Here is a 3,630-nt window from a genome sequence, read left to right as displayed (position 1 = left end):
TATTTGATTTAGATGGAACATTGACGGATCCGAAAGAAGGGATTATAAATTCAGTTTTGTACGCGTTAAAAAAAGTAGGAATTGAAGAATTACATGCAAACGAGTTAGACTCATTTATTGGTCCTCCTATTCAACAATCATTCGTAGAGAGATACAATATGAGTGAAGGAGAAGTGGAACGAGCTGTTTTTTATTTCCGGGAGTATTTAAAACAGCGTGGATTGTTTGAAAATAATGTATACGAGGGTATTCCAAACCTCTTACAACAATTAAAAAATACCGGGAATCGCTTGTTTGTAGCAACTTCAAAGCCTACTGTATTTGCGAAACAAGTACTAGATCATTTTCAACTAACGAATTATTTTGAAGATATTATTGGAAGTAATTTAGAGGGTACAAGAATAAAAAAAGAAGAAATAATTGCTCATATTTTACAGACAAATGAAGAGCTTAATAAAGAGGAAATTGTTATGATTGGAGATAGAAAGCACGATGTAATTGGTGCGAATCATAATGGAATTGCTTCAATTGGTATTTTATATGGCTATGGTAGTGAAACAGAATTGACTGAAGTTGGTGCGACTCATATAGTAAAGGATGTAAAAGAACTACATCATTTTTGTTTAGAAAATAGTTTGATAAAGAAGTAAATATAGAGACTAACAGTCCCTTTATAACGTATGATGAAATCGTTATTGTTTAAAGGGATTTTTCATATGTAATCGAATATGTATAATTAGACATTTTTAGCATAAAAAATTTGTAATAAATAGAGGAGGTTTGTCTGGATAGAATAGAGTTTGACATGATTGTAGAAGTTTGTCATTAAAAGATTGAATTTTCAGTCTAAGAGGAGGGGTATAATTGGAGCTAGTTATTATTTTATTAGCACTTAGTTTACTTATGTTTGTAGCATATAAAGGATTTTCTGTAATATTATTCGCACCGATTTTTGCATTATTTGCGGTATTTTTGACAGAGCCTAGTTTTGTATTACCTTTCTTTTCAAATATTTTCATGGAGAAAATGGTAGGATTTATTAAACTATATTTCCCTGTGTTTTTACTTGGAGCAATATTTGGGAAAGTAGTAGAAATGTCAGGAATCGCTGATTCCATCGCAAAGACGATTGTAGAGTTAGTTGGAGAAAAACGTACAATTTTAGCGATCGTTTTAATGGGGGCTATTTTAACGTATAGCGGCGTTAGTGTGTATGTAGTGGTATTTGCTATATTTCCATTTGCGGCTAAGTTGTTTCGTCAAGCGGATATTCCAAAGCGTTTAATCCCTGGAACAATCGTTCTTGGAGCAGCAACATTTACAATGGATGCGCTTCCTGGATCACCACAAATTCAAAATGTAATACCTACAACTTTTTTTAAAACTGATATTTATGCAGCGCCGATACTTGGTATTTTAGGAGCAATCTTTGTTCTAACGTTAGGTTTACTTTATTTAGAGAGTAGGCGTAAGAAGGCAAAAGCAGCAGGAGAAGGGTATTTTGGTTTTAACGATGGGAATTCTGAAATGGCAGCATCTTTACAATTAGAACAAAAAGATATGCCGATATTAAGCAGTATTGAAATTACAAGAGTACAGCAAGTAATTGCGTTTGTACCACTTATTTTAGTAGGTGTAATGAATAAAGTTTTCACAATCATGATACCAAAGTGGTATCCAAATGGTTTTGATTTCTCAGCTATTGGTATGAAAGCATTTGGAAAAGTAGAATTAAGTGCGGTAGTTGGAATTTGGTCTGTAGAGTTGGCACTTATTATTGGGATTTTATCAACGCTTTTATTATATTGGAAACGAGTAGTAACTGGATTTCAAGCTGGATTGAATACAAGTATTGGTGGAGCGCTACTTGCAACAATGAATACAGGAGCTGAATTTGGATTTGGTGGTGTTATTGCAGCACTTCCAGGTTTTGCAATTATGAGAGATAGTATCTCTGCAACTTTTACGAATCCATTAGTAAATGGGGCAGTAACAACGAATATTTTGGCTGGAATTACAGGGTCAGCATCAGGAGGAATGGGGATTGTTTTAAGTGCGATGGGAGATAAATTTATTGCAGCGGCCAATCAATATGATATTCCGTTAGAAGTTATGCACCGCATTGTATCAATGGCGTCAGGTGGAATGGATACATTACCGCATAATGGTGCAATTATTACAATATTGACGGTAACGGGATTAACACATAAGCAATCATATAAAGATATTTTTGCTGTTACAATTTTGAAAACGGTCGCTGTATTTGCAGTCATCGCGTTCTATACTTTAACAGGAATCTATTAAAAATAGATACTAGATGAACTAAAAAGATTTATCAAATCTATATTTCATATAATAAAATATTAATTAGGGTAAGAAGGGGTGGAATACTTGCAAGAAGTTGCTGAGTTTCGTATGCCGAAGTCTGTATTATATGGAAGAAATTCGCTTGAAAAACTGGGGGAACAATCAAAGAAATTTGGGAAAAGAGCTTTTATAGTTACTGATACAATTATGGAGAAATTAGGGTATGTTGAAAGGTGCATAAAACAACTAAATAAGAAAGGTATTACTGTTATTACATACAATAAAGTGAATGCTGAGCCTACAAATATACACGTATTAGAAGCGTTAACTATTTGTAAAGAAGGAAAGTGTGATTTTATTATCGGTATTGGTGGTGGAAGTTGTATTGATGCTGCGAAAGCAGTAGCAGTATTATATACTAATGGTGGGGAAATTGAATATTACGTTCAAAGGGATTTTGAAATAGAAAATGATCCACTACCACTCATTGCAATTCCAACAACTTCAGGTACTGGATCAGAAGTAACAAGTGTAGCAGTAATTACGAATAAAAAAACAGATGTAAAAATGATGATGAAGCATCCTAGTTTTATACCACAAGTAGCAATTATAGATCCAATTTTAACATGTTCGGTACCACCCGATATTACGGCAGCGACAGGAATAGATGCATTGTGCCATGCAATAGAAGCATATATTTCTAAAGTTTCACAACCCCTTACAGATGTACTGGCTCTTTCAGCAATTGAAAGTATTATGAAATATTTACGTGTTGTATATGAAGATGGAGATAATATGGAAGCAAGAGAAGCGATGATGATTGCTTCATTACAAGCGGGGATTGCTTTTTCAAATGCATCTGTTACATTAGTTCATGGTATGTCCCGTCCAGTGGGAGCATTATTCCATGTACCACACGGAATATCGAATGCAATACTATTACCTACAGTTTTAGAGTTTACAAAAATGAGTGCAGTAAAAAGGTTAGCGGAAGTAGGACGTAGCTTAAACAAAGATTTGTATTCTTATTCTGATGAAGAAGTAGCGAATTATACCATTGCTGAAATTAAGAAACTTTGCTTTGATCTTTGTATTCCTAATTTAAAAGAATACGGAATTGATGAAGTTGAATTTGAAAATGCTATTTCTAAAATGGCAAAAGATGCTATTGCAAGTGGTAGCCCAGGAAATAATCCACGAGTACCTTCTTATGATGAAATCAAGCAGTTGTATCGAGAATGTTTTAATTATCATTATGAATCTCTTTCCGAAAAATCTAATAGATAATTTCTGAAAATTCAATAAAAATTTCCTTGGAAATGA

3 protein-coding genes are annotated in these 3,630 nt (G+C 33.6%); all 3 read left to right on the top strand.

Annotated features, from left to right (window positions below; translation table 11 throughout):
- A partial coding sequence (locus tag KI356_RS20530; RefSeq protein WP_212936297.1) for an HAD family hydrolase occupies nucleotides 1-650 on the top strand: 650 nt, incomplete at its 5' end.
- 214 nt (nucleotides 651-864) lie between these two features.
- The gene (locus KI356_RS20525) at nucleotides 865-2,304 is read left to right on the top strand and encodes a GntP family permease (protein WP_212936296.1); all 1,440 of its coding nucleotides are present in this window, start codon (nucleotides 865-867) and stop codon (nucleotides 2,302-2,304) included.
- Nucleotides 2,305-2,391: 87 nt separating this feature from the next.
- Nucleotides 2,392-3,594, top strand: coding sequence for an iron-containing alcohol dehydrogenase (locus tag KI356_RS20520; RefSeq protein WP_212936298.1), 1,203 nt, complete (start codon nucleotides 2,392-2,394; stop codon nucleotides 3,592-3,594).
- The last annotated feature ends 36 nt before the right edge of the window (nucleotides 3,595-3,630 follow it).

The organism is Bacillus hominis (assembly GCF_018332515.1).
Lineage (GTDB): Bacteria > Bacillota > Bacilli > Bacillales > Bacillaceae_G > Bacillus_A > Bacillus_A hominis.
The sequence above is the reverse complement of the archived record's forward strand: the minus strand, read 5'-3'. Positions and strand labels throughout refer to the sequence as shown.